Genomic DNA, 18,263 nt, shown 5'->3' on the forward strand with positions numbered 1-18,263 from the left:
GCGGACGCGCGCGCCCTCGTGGCCAATGGCGCCGTGCTGGTGGATTTCGGCGCCGTGCCGTCGGCAGCCGTGAGCTTGAAGGCGCGCCAGCTCGATCTCGACCGGCTCGCGGTGGCCCCGGCTGTGGCGCCCGACACCCCGCGCCCGCGAGCGACGCAATGGCTCGCGGCCCTGCAGGCCGCCTTGGCCGGCCAGACGGTGCCACCGGCCCGGGTGAAACTCGACTGGGGCATCGACGCCGTAACGGCCGGCGACCTCACCCTGACCGATGCCGCCGGCTCGCTCGATCTCGCGGCCGGGGCGCCCGTGCGGGGACGCTTCGGCATCGGGGGGCCGGACGGCTTGCGGCTCGCCCTCGAGGGCGCCGTCGAACGCGGTGCCGCCGCGATGTTCACCGGCAAGGCCGAGGTCGCGACCCACAACCTGCCCGAAACCATTGCAGCCCTGGCGCCGCTTGCCCCCGAGGCGGCCGACTGGATCGGCCGCAACACGACGGCGAGCGATGTCGCCTTTGCGGGAACCCTCGACCTGTCGGCCACCGGTGCCGCGGCGCGTGACCTGACGCTCACGGTCGATGGGTCCCGGGTTACGGGTGCGGCTGCCCTGACCCGCGGCGTCGGGGCCGATCCGCCACGCCTTTACGCCGACCTGCAGGCCGACACGCTCGACACCGGCCGCCTGCCGGCGCTGGCCGACGTCACGGGGCTGTTCGACCCGCTCGACCTGTCGGTCGGGGTGGCGGCCCATGCGGTCAAGCTCGCCCATGCCGGGCTTGGCACGCTCGAAACCGGCCCGCTGGCATTCCACGTCAACAAGGCGGGCGCGGCCGTGACGCTCGACCGTTTCAGCCTCAGTGGGCTCGACGGCGCCAGCGTCTCGGCCACGGGATCGCTCGCGTCGGATCGCACGCTGAAGGCGCAAGGCAAGGTGACGGCCGCCGATGCGGCGCCGCTCGCCGTCTTGTTGCGCCAGCTGCTGCCCGACGCCGCCACCGACGCCTTTGTGGCCCGCGCCGCACTGGTGTCGCCGCTCGGTCTCGATCTGGCGCTCAGCGGCAGTCTCGACAGCAACAACCATCTCATCCCCACGCTCGCCACCGCCAAGGGGGTCGCGGCCGCGACCCGGGTCTCGGCCACGATCACCCCCGAGCCGGCGCGGCTTTTTGCGGCCTCGACCCTCAACCTGCTGGCGGTGCTCGATGCGCCCGAGGGCGGCGCGCTGCTGCGCCAGCTTGGCGCCACTCCCGTGGCGTCGGGGGGGCTCGGCCCGAGCCACGTCGAGCTGACCGCCAGGGGAACGGCCGATCTCGGCTACGACACTCATCTCACGGCGAGTGTCGCCGACAGCGTGCTGGCCTTCGATGGGCACAGCGACGGTGCCACGGGTCGGGGTCATGCCACGGCCTCGGGGCGCAACGCGGCGACGCTGCTGCGAGGGCTGGCGCTGCCGTCGGCCACGGCGGCCGGGCCGTGGGATGTCGCGGCCGACCTCGATTGGACCGGCGCGGCGCTCAAGGCCGATAAGCTCGGCGGCCACCTCGCCGGGGTTGCCGTATCGGGCGCGTTGGCCAGGGCCGCCGAGTCGGGCGCGGTGACGGGCAGCCTGTCCCTCGACACCCTCGCCTTCCCGGCCCTTGCATCCCTGGCGCTCGGCCCGGTGCCGACGAGCCCGACCGCCCCGGGCCGCTTGTTCTCCGGCGCCCCTTTCACGGCCAGCCCCCCGGCGCTGCCACCCGCCGAGGTGCAGGTGCAGACGGCCCGGCTCGATCTCGGCAATGGGCTCGCGCTCACCCATGCGGGATTCGGGCTGCGGCTCACCCCGGGCACCCTGACGCTCGGGGCCATGACGGGCGGCTTCGCGGGCGGCAAGGCCGGCGGCACCCTGACGTTGCGCCGCAACGGCGCGGCCGCGTCGCTGAGCGGCCAGATCCAGTTCGAGGGCCTTCACCTCGCTTATCCGAGCCTGGCTGGCCAGCTCGGGGGAAGCCTCAGCGTCGCCGGGAGCGGAACCAGCCCCGATGCGCTTGTGGCAAGCCTCGCGGGCGACGGCGCGCTCACCTTCACGGGCACCCTGCCGCGCCTCGATCCCCGCGCGCTCGCGGCCACCGCCAAGGCCTATGAGGCGGAGGACGCCAGCATGGACGCCGACGCCATTCAGGCCGCACTCGGCACGGCGCTTGATCGGGGGGCGCTCGACCTCGGCACCGTGGTGGCCCCCGTCACGCTCGCGGCCGGCACACTGCGGACCGGGCTGGTGTCGAGCCCCGCCCCGGCCGGCACGCTGGCGAGCGACACGGCCCTGGCGCTTGCGACGGGGCAGCTGACCCTGCGGGCCACCCTGACGGGCGCCGAGGTGCCGAAAGACTGGAAAGGCGATCCGCCGGCCGTGACCGTCACCTGGCGCGGTCCGCTCACCAGCCCGACCCGCGCGGTGGATGCCGCCGCCTTTGCCAACGGGCTCGCGGCCCGGGCCATCGCGCGCGAACAGGATCGCATCCAGTTGATGCAGGACGACCTGCGCGAGCGGGCCTTCTTCGCCCGCCGCCTCAAGGCCATGGATGAAGAGCGCGCCGCCCGTGCGGCCGCAGCGGCGGCGGCTGTGGCGGCCGAGAAGGCCAGAACCGTGCTGCCGGTGCCGCCGATCCGCCCGCCCGCGAGCGATCCCGTGGCCCGGCTGCTCAACACCCTGCCGGCTCCGCCCCCGGTGCCGCCGGCTCGTCCGGGCGCCGCCGGGTCGCAGCCCACGGCGGCACCAGGCGACCCCTCGGAGAACGGCTTATATTGATCGCGCCGGACCGCGCGCGCTCCCTCGAGCCTCATGGCTCGGCTGAAAGAAGCCGGGTGACCGCAGGCGTCGGTGGACGGCTTCAGGCGTCCAGGCTTGCCATAGGGCCGGCCACCGAATCCCGATAACGTTTCAGCACCGACACCCGGATGGCCGAAGACAGGTTCTCGCCCGTGCGCCCGCCGTCGATCTCCGTCACCAGCGCGGTCAACGACAGGTCACGCTCCGTCGCCATGGATTTCAGGGCATCCCAGAAGGCTGTCTCGAGCGACACGCTGGTGGCATGCCCGGCGATGAGGACGGACCGCTTGACCACCGCCGAGGCCCGGCCGGCGGGGCGTCGGCGCTCAGGCATCTCCGTCGGAGGCATCCCGCTTGTGGTTGTCGAGCCGACGCGCCGTCAGGGCCTGGCGCGCCGTGGTTTCGCGCACCTCGGCCTTGCTGCGGCCGAAGCTGATGCGATTGGCCTCGGCGGCCGCATCGGCGACCTGTCGCGCCCGAGCCTTGCGGGCCTGCCGGAGATTCAGGATCTCCGCCATCGCTCAGCTCGGCTTCTTGCGGAACGCGTCGATGGACAGCACCTTGGCCTCGACGGGCGCTTCGGCGGGCTTCTCGGGTGCGGGCTTGCCCGTCTTGCCCGCGCCTCCCCCCTTGCCGCTCGCCGGTTTGGCGGACGGCACCAGCGGCGGCGTCGCGGGCTTAATGTCGTGCGGCTTCAGCGCCACCACAGAATCGCTGCTGCTGCTGGGCGCCTTGTCTGTTTCGACCGCCACGGGGCCGCGCCGCCCCGGCAAAGCCTTCGGGGCGGGCTCGGACGTTTCCTCGGAAGCGGCCGCTTCCGCGTCGTCGGACGTCACAACATCGAACTTCAGGCCGAACTGCACCGAAGGGTCGACGAAGCTGGTCACGGCCGCGAAGGGAATCAGCAGCCGCTCGGGTACGTTGTTGAACGACAGGCCCACCTCGAAGGCATGGTCGGTGACGGCCAGATCCCAGAACTGGTGTTGCAGGATGATGGTCATCTCGTCCGGATAGCGTTCCCGCATCCGGTTCGACAGCCGCAGGCCCGGCGTGTTGGTCTTGTAGGTAATGAAAAAGTGGTGATCGCCCTGCAATCCATTGCGGACTGCCTCCGACAGCACGTTGCGCACAACGCCGCGCAGCGCATCCTGCACCAGAAGATCGTAGCGAATCAGGTCGGTAGCCATTCAGTCGTCCAGATCTCGCCCGCCGCGCCCGAGCCCACGACCCGGTATGGTGGTCCAGATGGGAATGCGCCGCAGAACAAGCAATGCGGTCCGGGCATTGTGTCACGAACGCCGGTGGGTGAACAGTCCGGGCCGCCTGCCCCGTGTCAGTCCGCCGCCTCGGTGGTCTTCGGGCTGGGCACCGGCACGGCCGCGACGTAGTTGCGCGACAGCACGTGATAAACGCCTTCGGGGCAGATCAGCCGCGAGGTGGCGAAGCCGATCACGGCAGCCAGCATGATGGGGAACGTGAGGGCGTGGTTGGCCGTCATCTCGCCCACGATGACGAAGGACGTCATCGGTGCCTGCACGACGCCCGCCAGATAGGCCGCCATGCAGAGGATCGCCAGGGCCGCGACCGGCACGCCGGGCATCAAGGCATGCAGGTCGTAGCCGATGCCGGCCCCGACCGCGAGCGAGGGCGAGAAGATGCCTCCCGGGATCCCGCTGATCGACGACAAGGCCGTGGCCACAAGTTTCAGCGGACCGAAGGCCCAGGGCATGGCCTGCCCGGCCAGAATGGTTGTTGATTGCGCGTAGCCGGTGCCGAACACCGTGCCGCCTGCCGCGGCGCCGCACAACGCCACCCCGAGCCCGCAGAGCGCCGCGAAGGCCACCGGATGGCGGCGGATCAAGCGCCCGGGCACCGCCGGCAAGCCGCGCGCGGCGGCGATCAGGATGCGCGAGAACAGCCCGCCGAGCGCGCCGCAGACGACACCCGCGACCGGGATCGCGAGCCAGAGCCGGCCGAACGGCATCGCCACGGCCGTGGTGCCGAACGAAGTGTAGTCGCCCAGGATGGCGAGCGAGGTGAGGCCGGCCGCGATCACGGTGGCAAGGACGAGCCCGCTGGTGCGCACCTCGAAGGAGCGGCTCATCTCCTCGATGCCGAACACGATGCCGGCCAGCGGCGCGTTAAAGGCGGCCGCGATGCCGGCCGCCGAGCCCGCCACGAGCAGGCCCGGCTGGCGGTGCGGCTCGAGCCGCGCCAGGGCGAACATGATGGCGGCGCCGACCTGCACGGTCGGCCCCTCGCGCCCGGCGGAGGCGCCGGCCAGAAGCCCAAGCGCCAGAAGGCCGATCTTGGCGAGCCCGGCCCGGATCGACACCAGCCCGCCCCGCGCGTCGGGGTCTTCCATGTGATGGGCTGCGATCACCTGCGGGATGCCGCTGCCGGCGGCGCTCGGCACGAAGCGGCGCGTCAGCCCCACCGCGAGCGCGAACCCCGCGGGCGTCAACAGGAACGGCAAGGCGGACCAAAGGTGGCACGCCGCCGCGAACAGGGCCTGGGCCTCGTCGGCCAACGCCGCCATCCCGACCGCGGCCCCGCCCGTCGCGACGCCGCCCAGCACGAACAAGCTCCGCCGATGCAGCTTGGGCCACCAGAGATGGAAGGGTCGCGCCCATCCTTCAGCTGTGAAACCCATGCCTAACCTGCCTTCCCTGCCCTGCCCGGCCATAAAGGCAGGCGGATCGTCGAGCAAGCGGGCCGCTTCGTCCTCTTGGAAGGCGAGCTCAGGGCGCCGGCGTGCCGTCGCCAGCTTTCGGGGCGGGTGCGTCGCCGGGCGCAAGGGCATCGAGCGCCGCCTTGCGGTCGGCGATCTGCGCCTGCAGGCGCGTGGCCTCCGAGGTTGCAGCGGCGTTGCGCTGTTCAAGCGTCACCACCTGTTGATCGAGAACTGCCTTGGTGTCCGTGGCCTTTGCGGTTTCGGCGGTCAGGCGGGCCAGCGCGGTTTCGCCCGCGGCACGCTGGTCGAGCAGGCTTTTCAGCTCGGCTTGGGCCACGGCCAGGGCCTTGTTGGCGTCGGCCTGGGCGGCCTCCTGGGCCCCCTTGTCGGTTCGTGCCTTCTGGACCTTGTCGTTCAGGTCGGCGAGTTCGCTGTTCTTCCCCGCCAGCTGGTCGGAGGCTTTCGCAAAGGCCTGTCGCAGCAGATCGCCCTGCTGCCGCGTCGTCTCAACCTCCGTGGCGATATGGTCGCGTTCCGTCGTCAGCTCCGCGAGGGCGGCTTTGATCGGAGCCTGCTGGTCGGCGGTAGCCCGGGCTTGTTGCTGCTGGGCCGTCAGCTCGGCCGCCGCGGCATCGCGGGCCTTGTTGGCCGCCTGGGCGGCCGCGATGGCGCGGCGCGCATCGGCTTCAGCCATGTCCCGCTTGGCCGCGATGTCGGCCAGCGTCCCGTCGGCCTTGCGTTGCTTGGCCAATTCGGCGCCAAGCAGATCGCGTTCGCCTTGCTGGGCCACCAATTGGCCCCGCAGCGCGGTCTCGTCCGAGGTGGAACGGGTGTAGGTCCAGGCCAGCAAGCCCCAGCCCGCCATGGCCACCAGGGCAAGCCCGAGGGCGACGAGGCGCCATGGGCCTTCCTGCTCGGGCGATTCGTCCATGTGTCCCCGCTTCCGCTGTCCCTTGGGCCAGGGTAGCGGGTCCGGCGTGCCCCGACCAGCGTTCTCGGCTCAGGCGGCCCGGCGCCGGCCCCCATAGGCCGCGCCGCTCCCGGGCGCTTTTTCGTCGAACAATTCCGCCAGCTTCTCGGTCATGGCGCCGCCGAGCTCCTCCGCATCGACGATCGTCACGGCGCGGCGGTAATAGCGCGTCACGTCGTGGCCGATCCCGATGGCGATGAGCTCCACGGGCGAGCGGGTCTCGATCTCCTCGATCACGGCACGCAGGTGCTTTTCCAGGTAGTTGCCCGGGTTCACCGACAGGGTGGAATCGTCCACCGGCGCCCCGTCAGAGATCATCATTAGGATGCGGCGCTGTTCGGGGCGGCCGAGCAGGCGCTTGTGGGCCCAGTCGAGCGCCTCGCCGTCGATGTTCTCCTTCAGCAGCCCCTCGCGCATCATCAGGCCGAGGTTGCGGCGGGCCCGGCGCCAGGGGGCGTCGGCCGACTTGTAGATGATGTGGCGCAGGTCGTTCAGCCGGCCGGGCGCCTGAGGCTTGCCGGCCTGCAACCACGCTTCGCGCGACTGGCCGCCTTTCCAGGCGCGCGTCGTGAAGCCGAGGATCTCGACCTTGACGCCGCAGCGCTCCAGCGTGCGGGCCAGGATGTCGGCGCAGGTGGCCGCCACCGTGATGGGCCGGCCACGCATCGAGCCGGAATTGTCGAGCAACAACGTCACCACGGTGTCGCGGAAGTCGGTGTCCTTTTCGCGCTTGAACGACAAGGGCTGCTGCGGGTCGATCACCACGCGCATCAACCGCGCCGGATCGAGCATCCCTTCCTCGAGGTCGAACTCCCAGGCGCGGTTCTGCTGCGCCATCAGCCGGCGCTGCAGCCGATTGGCCAGCCGGCCGACGACGCTCGACAGGTTGGACAGCTGCTTGTCGAGGTAGGAGCGCAAGCGCTCCAGCTCCTCCGGCTCGCACAGGTCTTCGGCCGCGATCGTTTCGTCGAACTTGCCGTTGAAGGCCTTGTAGTCGATGGCCGCCTTGTCGGGCAGGCCGGACGGCGGGCGCTTGCCTTCGGCGGCGTCGTCCGATTCGCCCTGCTCGTCCTCGTCGGGCGCCTCGCCGGAGGGCTGGTCGGCGGTGTCCATCTCACCGTCGTCCATCTCCTCGGCGGCCTGGTCGGCGCCTTCCATGTCCATCATCTCGCCGGTCTCGACCTCTTCGCCCTCGCCCTGGGCGTCGTCGGGATTCTGCGGCTGCTGGTCCTGGTCGTCCTGCTCGTCCTGTTCGTCCTGATCCATCGAGGACGGATCGGCCATCTCGAGATTCTGCAACAGCTTGTGGATCGAGCGGCCGAAGGTGCGCTGATCTTCCAGCACGGCCTCGAGCCCGTCGAGGTCGGCGCCGGCCTTCTGTTCCACCCAGGGGCGCCACAGGTCGACGATCTTCTGGGCGGCGGCGGGTGGCTTCAGCCCGGTGAGCCGCTCGCGCACCATCAGGGCCACGGCATCCTCGATCGGCGCATCGGCCCGGTCGGTCACCTCCGCATAGGTGCCGCGATGGTAGCGGTCCTCCAGCATGGCCGACAGGTTGGTGGCGACGCCGGCCATGCGGCGTGCGCCGATCGACTCCACCCGCACCTGCTCGACGGCCTCGAACAGCGCCCGCGCGCCGGCCGCTTCCGGCACCAGGCGGCGGTGGACGCCGCCGTCATGGCAGGCGAGCTTCAGCGCCAGCGAATCCGAATGGCCCCGCACGATGGCGGCCTCGCGAGCCGAAAGCTTGCGGGCTGGTTCGGGCAGGCGCGCGCGGGCGCTCTCGCCGTGGCCGCTGATGCCGGGACGCTCGGGCGCATAGGTGACCTCGAGCTGCGGATTGCGCGACAAGGCCCGCATGCAGCCCGCCACCGCGCGCTTGAAGGGTTCCTGCGGCGCCTCGTTGGGGGCGCCGGGTTTGCGATTGCCGCCTGTGCTCACGGAGTCTCCGGCCATTCGATCGGACGATGCATGATCTCGTCCCAGGCATAGGGGCAGGTTTCGGGCATGGCGCGTTGCGGCAGCCCGGTTTCGTCCAGGGCGTACCGACGCCCGTTCCTGTAGGCTTCCGCAAGGAGCTTGGGCAGGATCGACTTCAGGCCGGGCCCGCCCTCCAGATGCTCCACGACGCGACGGCGATGCTCGGTGATGCTGAGGCACCAGCTCCGGGAACGCACCTCGGTTTGATGGTCCCACTCCAAGAGATGCTGGAGAATGCGACTCAAGTCGGAGCGGAGCTTGTCGGCGAGATAATGAACCAAGGTAGTAATCTCGTCGGCGAGGTTGGCGGCGTCGATCAGGTCCAAACGGCCGTCGCGCAGCAGCTCGGCCTGCTCAAGCGCCCACGAATAGGGATCGTCCCCATAGCCCACGAGGACCGGCCGCTGTCGCTCCTCCGCCAGACCCCGTTCCCGATCTTCTGCCAGCGTCACCGCTGCCTCCTTGGCCCTCAGCTCAGCGCCACGTTGACGGCGCTTTCCGGCAGCTCCTGCCCGAAGCAGCGCTGGTAGAATTCCGCCACCAGCGAGCGCTCCAGCTCGTCGCATTTGTTCAGGAAGGTCAGCCGGAACGCGAAGCCGATGTTGCCGAAGATCTCGGCGTTCTCGGCCCAGGTGATCACCGTGCGGGGGCTCATCACGGTCGACAGGTCACCCGCCATGAAGGCGTTGCGGGTGAGGTCGGCGACACGCACCATCTTGTTGACGGTGTCGCGGCCTTCCTTGCCGGCATAATGCCCGACGCGGGCCTGCACGATGTCGACCTCCCGGTCGTGGGGCAGGTAGTTCAGCGTCGCGACGATCGACCAGCGATCCATCTGGCCCTGATTGATCTGCTGGGTGCCGTGGTAAAGCCCTGACGTATCGCCGAGCCCGACTGTGTTGGCGGTGGCGAAGAGCCGGAAGGCCGGATGCGGCTGGATGACGCGCTTCTGGTCGAGCAGCGTCAGCCGGCCCGACACTTCCAGCACGCGCTGGATCACGAACATCACGTCCGGCCGGCCGGCGTCATATTCGTCGAAGCAGAGCGCCACGTTGTTCTGCAGCGCCCAGGGCAGCATGCCGTCCTTGAATTCGGTGACCTGCTTGCCGTCCTTCAGCACGATCGCGTCCTTGCCGACGAGGTCGATGCGGGACACGTGGCTGTCGAGGTTGACGCGCACGCAAGGCCAGTTCAGCCGCGCCGCCACCTGCTCGACATGGGTCGACTTGCCGGTGCCGTGGTAGCCGGTGATCATCACGCGGCGGTTGCGGGCGAAGCCCGCCAGGATCGCCAGCGTGGTGTCGCGATCGAACAGGTAATGCGGGTCGGACGGCGGCACGTGCTCGTCGGCGGCCGAGAAGCCCGGCACCTTCATGTCGGAATCGATGCCAAAGGTGTCGCGCACCGAGACCATGCGGTCGGGCAGGCCAGGTGTGGTGGTCGCGGCGTCAGACATCCGTCCTCCGTCCCGGCCTGCCGGATGATCCGATCCGGGCGGCGGAACGGCAGGGCGGGGTTGATGATCCAGGGTTCAGGTCTTCCGCTTGGCGGCGGGCTTGGCGACAACGCCATCCGCGAGCCGAACGGTCTTCAAGTAGTTATAGGCGCGGATGATCTCGCGCAATCGCTCCTCGGACGAACGGTCACCCCCATTCGAATCCGGGTGAAAGCGCTTCACCAGGGCCTTGTAGCGGAGCTTGACGCTGTCGGTCGTGGCCTTGTCGTCGAGCTCCATCACGACGAGCGCCTTCATGGTGGCGGTCGAATAGCGCGGCGGCTGGGCCGCCTGAGGCACGCCGCGGTGCCAACGCGGGCGTAGGCCCATGTCGAGCGCCTCCTCGCCATTGCGGGGTGCAGCGCCCGCTTCGCGCGCCCCGGAGCCGTTCTTGACCCCCATGTCCCAGGTGGGGCGATGGCCGACCAGCGCTTCCTTCTGGAACTTCGCCACGGCCTCGTCGCTCATGCCGTCGAAATAGTTGTAGGTGGCGTTGTATTCGCGCACGTGGTCCACGCAGAAGCAGAAGAACTGCCCTTCGCGGTCGCGACCCATGGGGGCGCGGTGGACGCCCGGCTTGGGGCAGCCCGGATAAGCGCAGGGCGCCTGCGTCGGCTCCTTGACGGGAGCCTTCTTGTTGGTCGACTTGGCGGCCGATGCGGTCCGGATGCCGTCGAAGAGGCGGGAATTGGGGTTCATCGCAGTCCATTATGGGGAGGTTGCGCCTCCCAGCAAGGGCCGACCTTCCCCGAAGGACGGGGCCGGTCGGCATCGACCCAACAGCAGCAGGAAGGCACCAAAATGACGGCCCGGACCCGATTGCTCGCGACCCTGACCGAGGCGCTCCACCCAGTGTCCCTCGATGTGGTTGACGAATCACACCACCACGCGGGGCACGGCGGCTGGCGACCAGAGGGCGAAACCCACTTCCGGGTCAAGGTCGTCTCGGCCGCCTTTGCGGGGAAGACCCGGGTGGACCGTCACCGGATGGTCAATGCGCTCGCGTCGGGCGAACTGGCGGCGGGCCTGCATGCGCTGGCCATCGAGGCGCGAACACCCGCCGAAGCGGGCTTGCCGGACGCCGGCCCCAGCCGTTGACATCCCGCCGCAGCCCTCATTCCGGGGCGCGGAGCTGGCCAAGGGCCACGGAATGAGGGCTGCGGTCTGGGATGGCCTGCGGAGGGGCCGAAGGCGAGTCCGGAACCGGTGTGCCCTAAGCCTGCGCCGCTGAGGCTCCCCGGTTCCGGATCTCCGCTGCGCTGCGTCCGGAATGAAGTTGAAGCCATGATCGGATGCGCCTGACAACGAGCCAAGGTCGCCGCGGATCGCTATAAGGCCGCAGCAACGGAGCGAACACGATGGCAGACATGCGGCTGGTGGTGACGGGCGCAGGCGGGCGCATGGGCCGCATGCTGATCCGGGCGGTGCACGAAACCGAGGGCGCCACGTTATCGGGCGCGCTGGAGCGTCCCGACTCGCCGCTTCTTGGCCAGGATGCCGGCACGCTCGCCGGGGTCGGAACCCTCGGCATCCCGGTGACCGCGGATGCGCTGCAAGCCTTTGTCGTGACCGAAGGAGTGCTCGATTTCACGGCGCCGGCCGCGACGCTCGGTTTCGCCGAACTCGCGGCCCAGGCCCGCATCGCCCATGTGATCGGCACCACGGGGCTCTCGGCCGCCGATCTCGAAGCCATCGAGGCGGCCGCCTGGCATGCGCCGATCGTCCGCTCGGGCAATATGAGTCTCGGGGTCAACCTGTTGGCCGGGCTCGTCGAGCGCGTCGCCCGCACGCTCGGGCCCGACACCGACATCGAGATCCTTGAGATGCATCACCGCATGAAGGTGGATGCACCCTCGGGCACGGCGCTGCTGCTCGGCGAGGCGGCGGCGGCCGGGCGCGACGTCGACCTCGGCGAGCGGTCCGTGCGGGTCCGCGACGGTCATACGGGCGCCCGCCAGCCGGGCGACATCGGTTTCGCGACGCTGCGGGGCGGCAGCGTGGTGGGCGACCACACGGTGATCTTTGCGGCCGCGGGCGAACGGCTGGAGCTGACCCACCGGGCCGACGATCGCGGCATCTTCGCCCGTGGCGCCGTCAGGGCCGCGCTTTGGGCACGCGGCCGGAAACCCGGCCTTTACGGCATGCGGGACGTGCTGGGGCTGACAACGGTCTAAGGATGCTGGCCCCGCGCGGCGGGGCCAGGCTCGTTCAGCTTCGGGCTGCTTCGTCGGGGCGGCCGATGCTCACATAGGTGAAGCCCCGCTTGGTCACGTCTTCCGGTGGGTAAACGTTGCGCAGGTCGACCATCACGGGGGCCTTCATGATGCGCTTCAGCCGGTCGAAGTCGAGTGCCCGGAACTCGTCCCATTCGGTGACGATCACCACGGCGTCGGCGCCTTCTATGCAGGCGTAGGCGTCGGCCGCATAGTCGATGCCGTCCATCAGCGCCTTGGCGGCCTCCATGCCTTCGGGGTCATAGGCGCTGATCAGCGCGCCGCCGTCCTTCAGCGATGCCACGATGGCGAGCGAAGGGGCGTCGCGCATGTCGTCGGTGTTGGGCTTGAAGGTGAGGCCGAGCAGCGCCACGCGCTTGCCCCGGACGGAGCCGCCGCAGGCCGCCACCACCTTGCGGGCCATGGCGGACTTGCGGGCGTCGTTGACCGCCACCACGGCCTCGACGATGCGGGTCGGCGCCTCGTAGTCGCGCGCCGTCTTGACCAGCGCCAGCGTGTCCTTGGGGAAGCACGAGCCGCCGTAGCCCGGGCCGGCATGCAGGAACTTGCCGCCGATGCGGTTGTCGAGCCCGATACCGCGGGCGACGTGCTGCACGTTGGCACCCACCTTCTCGCACAGGTCCGCGATCTCGTTGATGAAGGTGATCTTGGTGGCCAGGAAGGCATTGGCGGCGTATTTCGTCAGCTCGGCCGTGCGGCGGCCCGTCATCAGGAACGGCGCCTGGTTGATGTAGAGCGGGCGATACACCTCGCGCACCACGGCGCCGCCGCGCTCATCGTCGCAACCGATCACGATCCGGTCGGGGCGCTTGAAATCCTCGATGGCGGCGCCTTCGCGCAGGAACTCGGGGTTCGACACCACCGAGAAGTCGGCCGAGGGGTTCGCTTCGCGGATGATGCGCTCGACCTCGTCGCCGGTGCCGACCGGCACCGTCGATTTGGTGACGATCACGGTATAGCCCTGCAGCGACTGAGCGATCTCCTTCGCGGCCGCGTAAACGTAGCTGAGGTCGGCGAAACCGTCGCCGCGGCGCGACGGCGTGCCCACGGCGATGAACACGGTGTCGGCCTTGCCGACGGCGTCCGCGAGCTCGGTCGAGAACGACAGCCGCCCAGCCTTGACGTTGGACGCGACGAGCTGATCGAGCCCCGGCTCGAAGATCGGGATGCGGCCGCCCTTCAGGGCGTCGATCTTGGTCTGGTCCTTGTCAACGCAGACCACGTCATGGCCGAAATCGGCGAAACAGGTTCCGGACACCAGCCCGACATAGCCCGACCCAACGATCGTCACATGCATGGATCAACACCTTGGTCTTGGGGTCACGGCAGTTTCGGCCGGACCCGGGAAAATCGGGCCCGCCAGCCTGGCGACCCCACAAGAAGGCGGGCGCAAGATGGGCGAAGCCCCCGCGTCTTGCAACCTGCCGGGACGGCGTTTCACGCGGCCGGGCGCGCCGGGACGCCAAGGCCGCGGCGGGTCGCCTCGGCGTCCAGGAAATCGGAAATCTTGTTGATCAGCGGCGCACTCGCGATACGGGAAATCTTGCGCTGCGGCAGCGCCGCGGCCGGCTCGTCGAGCAGGCGCACCAATTCGGTGGCATCGGGTGCCACGGTGACGAGGTTCTGCTCGGCCATGTAGCGGGCCGTCGACAACTGGTGGTCATTGCGGTGTTCGCCGAGGTCGGCGCGGCGCGGCATCACCACGATGCGCTTGCCGAGCTCAAGCGCCGTGATGATGGAGCCCATGCCGGCATGGGCCACCACCAGCTCCGCTTCCTCGACGATGCGGCGGAATTCCGCTGGCGCAAGGGTCTTGCGCAGCGTCAGGTGTTGCGGCCGGTAGGCCGACGAGCCTGCTTGGGCCACCACATCGGTGCGGCCCCGCTCGCCTGCCCAGCGGTCCATCGCCTCGATCAGCCGATCGAAGGGCAGCTGCACCCCCACTGTGACGAAGATCATAGAACGGCTCCGATGAACTCCGGCCCGCCGGGCTTGGCCAGGTGGGCCCATTGCGTCAGCCACAGGTCGGCATGCGGTCCGGCCAGACGCCCGGCCATCGACAGCTGGTCGACATTGGCGAAGCTGTCGACCCAGATGGTGCGGGCCCCGAACAGCCGTCCGAACCGCAGCGCCATGTAGCCCGGCGCAGCGCCGGTCGAAATCACCACGTGGGGCCGTTCGCGCAGCACGACGAGAAGGATTTGGGCCATCATCTTCAGCATGGCCCATTTCTCGCGCTGGTTGGCGTCGAGCACGCGATAGAAGCGGCCTTTGACGCCCTGGTCCATCGTGCTGACCAGCGCCGTGTCGTGCTGCTCAAGGGCAGGCAGCAGCCGCATAAGCTGGGTCCAGTGACCTCCACCCGATCCGACCGCCAGAACTTTGAGCGTCAACGCCAACGAACTCCTAAGAAACTTCCCCAATGTCCATTGTAGTTCAATGGACAAAGAAGGTTCAAGAGGCTCGTTACCATAAACCATAACGAGGAACTTTCCTTAGAGGAATATTGATTGCTGGGTCTAATCTCTGGAACCGGCTTCGGGGGCGATCCGCCCAGGGCCACGTGGTCAAAGTCGCGGCGCTTCGCTACATTGGGTCGGCATGCTGGACACCATTTCCCCCGACCTTTCCACGGCCTCGCCGCCCCCGCGCGGCGGGGCGCGCTTCGATGCCGCCGCATTGGCGGCCTCGCTCGAGGCGATGCACCGGCAGGGCCTCGACTCGGCCGCCACCCGGGCCGCCGCCGTTGACCGCTTCCGGGCCGTCCTGGCCGAAGGCCGGGCCGCCATCACAGTGTCGTTTCTGGCCAACAAACGCGGCCTTGCCTGCGCGGAAGCGCTGGCGCAGCTGACGGATGCGGTGGTGAGCGCCGTGCATGGCTACGTGCTGCGCCATCTGGTTCCCGCCGGCACCCTGGCGGCGGCAGAGCGCCTGGCCGTGGTGGCGGTCGGCGGCTACGGGCGCGGCACGCTGGCGCCGGGTTCGGACGTCGACCTGTTGTTTCTGCTGCCGGTCAAGCAGGCTGCCTCGGGCGAAGGCGTCGTCGAGGCCATGCTGTACATCCTGTGGGACCTCAAGCTGAAGGTCGGCCACGCCACCCGCTCGGTCGACGAATGCCTGAAACAGGGCAAGGCCGACATGACGATCCGCACGGCGCTGCTCGAGGCACGTCCGATCTGCGGCAATCCGGCGATGTTCGACGAGTTGCGCGGCCGGTTCGAGAAGGAGCTTGTGGCCAAGACGGCCCGCGAATTTGTCACCGCCAAGCTCGCGGAGCGCGAAACCCGCATCGCCAAGGCGGGTGCCTCCCGCTACATCGTCGAGCCAAACGTTAAGGAGGGCAAGGGCGGCCTGCGAGACCTCAACACGCTGTTCTGGATCTCCAAATACGTCTATCGGGTGCGCAACCCGGCCGAACTCGTCGGCGCCGGCCTTTTCACCGAAGCCGAGTTCGGGGCGTTCCACCGCTGCGAGGAGTTCTTGTGGCGGGTGCGCTGCCAACTCCACATTGCGGCGGGCCGGGCCGAGGAGCGGCTGAGCTTCGATTACCAGCGCGTCATCGCCGAGCGGCTCGGCTACCGGGCCCGCGGCGGCCTGTCGGCCGTCGAGCGCTTCATGAAGCATTATTTCCTGATCGCCAAAACGGTCGGCGACCTCACAGCCATCGTGTGCGCGGCGCTCGAGGAAAAGGAAGCCAAGCCCCCGGCGGTGTTCGACCGGCTCGTCGGCAACTTCCTGCGCCGGCCGAAGTCGATCGCCGGCACGCGCGACTTCGCGATCGAGCTCGACCGCGTGACCGTGGCGCGACGCGACGCCTTTGAGCGCGACCCGCTGAACCTCATCCGCCTGTATTGGGTGGCGGACCATTATGGGCTGGCGATCCACCCGGATGCGGCGCGGCTCGTCACCCTGTCGCTGAAGCTGATCGACGCCAAGCTGCGCGCCGACCCCGAGGCGAACCGCCTGTTCATGGAGGTGCTCACCTCCCGCCATGCGCCCGAACGCACCTTGCGGCAGATGAACGAAGCCGGCGTGCTCGGGCGTTTCATCCCTGAATTCGGCCGCGTCGTGGCCCTGATGCAGTTCAACATGTACCACCACTACACGGTGGACGAGCACCTGCTGCGCTCCGTCGGCATCCTCAGCGACATCGACGCCGGCCGGCAGGCCGACCAATATCCGCTGGCCACGACCGAGGCGATGCCGAAGATCGCCAACCGTGCCGTGCTCTACCTGGCGACCTTCCTGCACGACGTCGCCAAGGGCCGCGAGGAAGATCATTCCAAGGCCGGGGCCACGGTGGCGCGCCGCATCGCCAAGCGGTTCGGCTTTGGCGAGGCCGAGCGGGACCTCGTGGGCTGGCTCGTCGAAAACCACCTGCTGGCTTCGACCGTGGCCCAGACGCGCGACCTTGCCGACCCGCGCACCATCGACATGTTCGCGGCCAAGGTGGGGTCGGTCGAGCGGCTGCGCTGCCTGCATATCCTGACGCTTTGCGACATCACGGCGGTCGGCCCCGGCGTGTGGAACGGCTGGAAGGGCGAGCTGATGCGCACGCTCTACCGCGGCGCCGAGGGGGCCCTGTCGGGGCACCAGTCCTCGCTCGACCTGAAGAAGCGCGTGCGGGCCGCGCAGGACGAGCTCCGGCCGCATTTGGCCGGCTGGCCGGCGGCCGAGCGCGATGCCTATATGGGCCGGCATTATCCGACCTATTGGCTGCGGGTCGACGTCGAGCGGAAGGTGCGTCACGCGGAGCTGCTGCGCACGGTGCCGGCCGGACCGGCGCCGCTCGTCTGGCAGATGCGTACGGACCCGTTCCGGGACACCACCGAGCTGACCGTCGTGGCGTCCGATCATCCGCGCTTCATGTCGGTGATCGCCGGCTGCTGCGCGGTGGCGGGTGCCAATATCGTCGATGCGCAAATCTTCACCACGACGGACGGCCTCGCGCTCGACTCGATCACCATTTCCCGCGCCTTCGAGCAGGACGGCGACGAAGAGCGGCGGGCCGAGCGCATCATCAAGAGCATCGGCCGGGCGCTCGCGGGCGAACTGCGCCTGGCGTCGGCGGTGGCCGCCAAGGAAACCACGCCGAAGGGGCGCGACGCCACCTTCCAGCTGGAAACCCGCATCCTGATCGACAATGCCGCCTCGAACCGCCACACCTTGATCCAGGTGCGCGGCATGGACCGGCCCGGGTTGCTGCATGCTTTGACGCATGAGCTCGCCTCGCTGAGCCTCAACATCGTGTCGGCCCATGTGGTGACTTATGGCGAGAAGGCGGTCGACACCTTCTATGTGACCGACCTCACCCATGCGAAGATCACCGATGCCGGCCGGCAGGAGGTGATCCGCGGACGGCTGGCCGGCGTCTTCGCCGGGCTCGAGCCGAACGCGCCCCAACCCGTCAAGGCGGCTTGATTTTTGCTGTGGCGCCGCTGATATGCGGCTCATCGGCGCCGTGCGGCGCCCCCGCAACACCACACTCGCGAAAGCCCATGCCGGACCAGACCGACCAAGCCATGCCGCCTGAAGACGCTGATTACGGCACCGCGCCGAATGGCGCCGCCACTGCGGAGCCCGGCCAGCCCGATCCCTTCGTGGTGCTCGAAAACCTGCAGGCCGAAAACACGGCCCTGAAGGATCGCGCCCTCCGGCTGATGGCCGACATGGAGAACATGCGGCGCCGCACCGAGAAGGAGGTCGCCGACTCGAAGCTTTATGGCGCCTCGAGCTTCGCCCGCGAAATGTTGAACGTCGTCGACAACCTGCGCCGCGCCGTCGCCAGCGTGCCGGCCGAGGCGATGGCCGAGACGGGCCCGCTGCGGACGCTGATCGAGGGCATCGAGCTGACCGAGAAGGATTTCATGTCGCGCTTGGCGCGCTTCAAGGTCACGGCCCTCGACCCGCAGGGCAAGAAGTTCGACCCCAACATGCATGAAGCGTTGTTCGAATTGCCGGACGACACCGTGCCGTCCGGCACCGTGATGCAGGTGGTCGAGACCGGCTATGCCATCGGCGATCGCGTGCTGCGGCCCGCCAAGGTCGGCGTATCGCGCGGCGGTCCGAAGGCGCCGATCGATGCCGGCGCCTGAACCGGAGGCC

The 18,263-nt window shown here is 69.3% G+C and carries 17 protein-coding genes; 5 read left to right on the forward strand and 12 right to left on the reverse strand.

Going from position 1 to position 18,263, the window contains the following annotated elements; genetic code table 11:
* Positions 1-2,784: hypothetical protein (locus P7D22_RS15485; RefSeq protein ID WP_319935153.1), on the forward strand; the 2,784-nt coding region annotated here is incomplete at its 5' end.
* An 82-nt stretch (positions 2,785-2,866) separates the two neighbouring features.
* On the opposite strand, the gene P7D22_RS15490 is transcribed toward P7D22_RS15485, so the two are convergent.
* From P7D22_RS15490 to P7D22_RS15530, 9 genes are all read right to left on the reverse strand, one after another.
* Entirely contained in the window at positions 2,867-3,139 is a 273-nt protein-coding gene (locus P7D22_RS15490; RefSeq protein WP_319935154.1) for a ribbon-helix-helix domain-containing protein, read from the reverse strand.
* Positions 3,132-3,323: a DUF4169 family protein gene (locus P7D22_RS15495; RefSeq protein ID WP_319935155.1), complete on the reverse strand. Its 192-nt coding sequence runs from the start codon at positions 3,321-3,323 to the stop codon at positions 3,132-3,134. The genes P7D22_RS15490 and P7D22_RS15495 overlap by 8 nt, the downstream gene beginning before the upstream one ends.
* Positions 3,324-3,326: 3 nt before the next feature.
* Positions 3,327-3,992 carry an SspB family protein gene (locus tag P7D22_RS15500; RefSeq protein WP_319935156.1) on the reverse strand — a complete coding sequence of 222 codons (666 nt, stop codon included), beginning with the start codon at positions 3,990-3,992 and terminating at the stop codon, positions 3,327-3,329.
* Between the two features lie 146 nt (positions 3,993-4,138).
* Positions 4,139-5,458 (reverse strand): chloride channel protein, encoded by a 1,320-nt coding sequence (locus tag P7D22_RS15505; RefSeq protein ID WP_319935157.1) that lies wholly within the window; start codon positions 5,456-5,458, stop codon positions 4,139-4,141.
* 88 nt (positions 5,459-5,546) lie between these two features.
* Positions 5,547-6,410 carry a hypothetical protein gene (locus tag P7D22_RS15510; protein ID WP_319935158.1) on the reverse strand — a complete coding sequence of 288 codons (864 nt, stop codon included), beginning with the start codon at positions 6,408-6,410 and terminating at the stop codon, positions 5,547-5,549.
* 69 nt (positions 6,411-6,479) lie between these two features.
* Entirely contained in the window at positions 6,480-8,390 is a 1,911-nt protein-coding gene (gene cobT, locus P7D22_RS15515; RefSeq protein ID WP_442916098.1) for a cobaltochelatase subunit CobT, read from the reverse strand.
* Positions 8,387-8,881: a DUF29 domain-containing protein gene (locus P7D22_RS15520; RefSeq protein WP_319935160.1), complete on the reverse strand. Its 495-nt coding sequence runs from the start codon at positions 8,879-8,881 to the stop codon at positions 8,387-8,389. The genes cobT and P7D22_RS15520 overlap by 4 nt, the downstream gene beginning before the upstream one ends.
* Before the next feature lie 17 nt (positions 8,882-8,898).
* Positions 8,899-9,885, reverse strand: a complete 987-nt coding sequence (gene cobS, locus P7D22_RS15525; protein ID WP_319935161.1) for a cobaltochelatase subunit CobS — start codon at positions 9,883-9,885, stop codon at positions 8,899-8,901.
* A gap of 75 nt (positions 9,886-9,960) precedes the next feature.
* Complete coding sequence (locus P7D22_RS15530; RefSeq protein WP_319935162.1) at positions 9,961-10,623, reverse strand: J domain-containing protein; 663 nt, start codon at positions 10,621-10,623, stop codon at positions 9,961-9,963.
* A gap of 102 nt (positions 10,624-10,725) precedes the next feature.
* Between P7D22_RS15530 and P7D22_RS15535 the strand changes: the two genes are divergently transcribed.
* Together P7D22_RS15535 and dapB are read left to right on the forward strand one after the other, a co-directional pair.
* On the forward strand, positions 10,726-11,022 hold the full coding sequence (locus tag P7D22_RS15535) for a BolA family protein (RefSeq protein ID WP_319935163.1): 297 nt from the start codon (positions 10,726-10,728) through the stop codon (positions 11,020-11,022).
* A gap of 269 nt (positions 11,023-11,291) precedes the next feature.
* Positions 11,292-12,098, forward strand: a complete 807-nt coding sequence (dapB, locus tag P7D22_RS15540; RefSeq protein WP_319935185.1) for a 4-hydroxy-tetrahydrodipicolinate reductase — start codon at positions 11,292-11,294, stop codon at positions 12,096-12,098.
* 34 nt (positions 12,099-12,132) lie between these two features.
* On the opposite strand, the gene P7D22_RS15545 is transcribed toward dapB, so the two are convergent.
* From P7D22_RS15545 to P7D22_RS15555, 3 genes are all read right to left on the reverse strand, one after another.
* Positions 12,133-13,455, reverse strand: coding sequence for a UDP-glucose dehydrogenase family protein (locus P7D22_RS15545; protein ID WP_319935164.1), 1,323 nt, complete (start codon positions 13,453-13,455; stop codon positions 12,133-12,135).
* Positions 13,456-13,595: 140 nt separating this feature from the next.
* Complete coding sequence (locus P7D22_RS15550; protein WP_319935165.1) at positions 13,596-14,117, reverse strand: glycosyltransferase; 522 nt, start codon at positions 14,115-14,117, stop codon at positions 13,596-13,598.
* Positions 14,114-14,551 carry a hypothetical protein gene (locus P7D22_RS15555; protein ID WP_319935166.1) on the reverse strand — a complete coding sequence of 146 codons (438 nt, stop codon included), beginning with the start codon at positions 14,549-14,551 and terminating at the stop codon, positions 14,114-14,116. Before P7D22_RS15555 ends, P7D22_RS15550 begins: the two co-directional genes overlap by 4 nt.
* A gap of 208 nt (positions 14,552-14,759) precedes the next feature.
* Here P7D22_RS15555 and P7D22_RS15560 point away from each other — a divergent pair, with 208 nt between their 5' ends.
* Together P7D22_RS15560 and grpE are read left to right on the forward strand one after the other, a co-directional pair.
* Positions 14,760-17,579 (forward strand): [protein-PII] uridylyltransferase, encoded by a 2,820-nt coding sequence (locus P7D22_RS15560; RefSeq protein ID WP_319935167.1) that lies wholly within the window; start codon positions 14,760-14,762, stop codon positions 17,577-17,579.
* Positions 17,580-17,656: 77 nt separating this feature from the next.
* A complete protein-coding gene (gene grpE, locus P7D22_RS15565; protein WP_442916099.1) occupies positions 17,657-18,253 on the forward strand; it encodes a nucleotide exchange factor GrpE in 597 nt (198 codons plus the stop codon).
* The last annotated feature ends 10 nt before the right edge of the window (positions 18,254-18,263 follow it).

The sequence above is a fragment of the Lichenihabitans sp. Uapishka_5 genome, assembly GCF_033947565.1.
GTDB lineage: Bacteria > Pseudomonadota > Alphaproteobacteria > Rhizobiales > Beijerinckiaceae > Lichenihabitans.

What these genes read in the sequence shown, in the direction of transcription:
- P7D22_RS15490 (WP_319935154.1), bottom strand. Translation starts at nt 3,139, where the DNA reads ATGCCTGAGCGCCGACGCCCCGCCGGCCGGGCCTCGGCGGTGGTCAAG.
- P7D22_RS15495 (WP_319935155.1), bottom strand. Translation starts at nt 3,323, where the DNA reads ATGGCGGAGATCCTGAATCTCCGGCAGGCCCGCAAGGCTCGGGCGCGA.
- P7D22_RS15500 (WP_319935156.1), bottom strand. Translation starts at nt 3,992, where the DNA reads ATGGCTACCGACCTGATTCGCTACGATCTTCTGGTGCAGGATGCGCTG.
- P7D22_RS15505 (WP_319935157.1), bottom strand. Translation starts at nt 5,458, where the DNA reads ATGGGTTTCACAGCTGAAGGATGGGCGCGACCCTTCCATCTCTGGTGG.
- P7D22_RS15510 (WP_319935158.1), bottom strand. Translation starts at nt 6,410, where the DNA reads ATGGACGAATCGCCCGAGCAGGAAGGCCCATGGCGCCTCGTCGCCCTC.
- cobS (WP_319935161.1), bottom strand. Translation starts at nt 9,885, where the DNA reads ATGTCTGACGCCGCGACCACCACACCTGGCCTGCCCGACCGCATGGTC.
- P7D22_RS15530 (WP_319935162.1), bottom strand. Translation starts at nt 10,623, where the DNA reads ATGAACCCCAATTCCCGCCTCTTCGACGGCATCCGGACCGCATCGGCC.
- P7D22_RS15535 (WP_319935163.1), top strand. Translation starts at nt 10,726, where the DNA reads ATGACGGCCCGGACCCGATTGCTCGCGACCCTGACCGAGGCGCTCCAC.
- dapB (WP_319935185.1), top strand. Translation starts at nt 11,292, where the DNA reads ATGCGGCTGGTGGTGACGGGCGCAGGCGGGCGCATGGGCCGCATGCTG.
- P7D22_RS15545 (WP_319935164.1), bottom strand. Translation starts at nt 13,455, where the DNA reads ATGCATGTGACGATCGTTGGGTCGGGCTATGTCGGGCTGGTGTCCGGA.
- P7D22_RS15550 (WP_319935165.1), bottom strand. Translation starts at nt 14,117, where the DNA reads ATGATCTTCGTCACAGTGGGGGTGCAGCTGCCCTTCGATCGGCTGATC.
- P7D22_RS15560 (WP_319935167.1), top strand. Translation starts at nt 14,760, where the DNA reads ATGCTGGACACCATTTCCCCCGACCTTTCCACGGCCTCGCCGCCCCCG.
- grpE (WP_442916099.1), top strand. Translation starts at nt 17,657, where the DNA reads ATGCCGGACCAGACCGACCAAGCCATGCCGCCTGAAGACGCTGATTAC.